Origin of the sequence: Corynebacterium sp. HMSC062A03 (genome assembly GCF_001811145.1) — a bacterium.
GTDB lineage: Bacteria > Actinomycetota > Actinomycetes > Mycobacteriales > Mycobacteriaceae > Corynebacterium > Corynebacterium aurimucosum.
Genome location: NZ_KV803660.1, coordinates 1 through 1305 on the forward strand (window position 1 = coordinate 1; position 1305 = coordinate 1305).

Annotated in this window: 1 protein-coding gene; it reads right to left on the reverse strand. The window is 54.5% G+C overall.

The genetic code is table 11. The annotated features are described in order from the left end of the window. Window positions 1–30: 30 nt before the first annotated feature. Window positions 31–1256 (reverse strand): IS3 family transposase gene (locus tag HMPREF2781_RS05170; protein ID WP_141750571.1). Its coding sequence is split into 2 segments (ribosomal slippage): window positions 31–977 and window positions 977–1256, totalling 1227 coding nucleotides; the frame shifts between segments, so codons are not numbered across the junction. Window positions 1257–1305: the final 49 nt, after the last annotated feature.

Consider the following 1305-nt stretch of genomic DNA (forward strand, 5'->3'; position numbering starts at 1 on the left):
TGAAGCGTCCTGGGTTTAGTTCCGCTTCTTTTACGACCCTGTGTTGATGGGCTGGGTGAGATAGTACTCGGTTTCTACTTCCTGTGGGGTGGCGTAGTCCAAAGCTTCATGAAGCCGTTTGGTGTTCCACCAATGCACCCACCGCAAGGTGGCCAGTTCGACTTCTCCGACCGACGTCCACGGGCCTTGGGCATGAATCAGTTCCGCCTTGTAGAGACCGTTGACTGTTTCGGCTAGAGCATTGTCATAAGAATCGCCGACTGTTCCCACACTCGGCCGGATTCCGGAATCCGCGAGAGCGGTGGAATACTTCAGTGACACGTACTGGCTGCCCCGATCACTATGGTGAATCAGCTGGTTTCCATGGATTCGCCCAGCAGTCGTTAACGCATGCTCCAAAGCCTCCATGGGCAGCGCATCGGTACGCATCGTCGAGCGTGTAGCAACACCAACAATCTTTCGGCTGAAGACATCCACGACAAACGCGGTGTAGGCGAATCCCGACAGGGTGCGAACGTAGGTAATGTCGGCAACCCACAACCTTTCTGGTGCCTGCGCACGGAAGTTTCGGCGCACTAGGTCCGGGCGATGATCCGGTGTCTTCGGGCTAGTCGTTGTCGCGGGGGTTCGCCCACGTCTGCGGCCGCAAACACCTGCTAACTTCATTAATCGAGCGGTCTTATCGCGGCCGATATGAAAACCTTCACGGTTCATAGCGTGCCACATTTTGCGGATACCGTAAACCGAGAAATTCTGCGCATGCACACGCTGTATTTCTGGGATGAGAAGGCTATCGCTTAAGGCTCTTGCGCTGGGAACACGTGTGGTGGCTTTGCGGTAGCCGCGTGAAGTAATGAATCCACGATCTGCTTGTTTAAGGACTCGGCAGATGGCCTCGACCCCAAATTGATCTTTGTACGCGTCGATGTAGGAGATCATTTGGTCGTGGGTCGGTCGAGTTCCGCTGCGAAAAAAGCCGAAGCAGTTTTAAGAATCCCGTTTGCTCGTTTCAGTTCGCGGTTTTCGCGGCGCAGACGCCTGAGTTCTTCTTCCATTGTTTCGCCGCCAGACGCGTCAGAGTCATCACGTACTGAAGCGCTGTCACGATACCAAGCCCGCAACGTATGGTGAGACACTCCAAGCAGCTCACCGACCTCCGTGTAGGCACGTTGCAGTGAGCAGGACTCCAAGCGGACCATTTCGATGATCTGATGGACCGCCTTCTCCTTGAACTCGACGGAATACTTTCTAGGCATAGTTCAATCCTTCCTTAGCTGAGGTAGGAACTAAACCCAGGACGCTTCA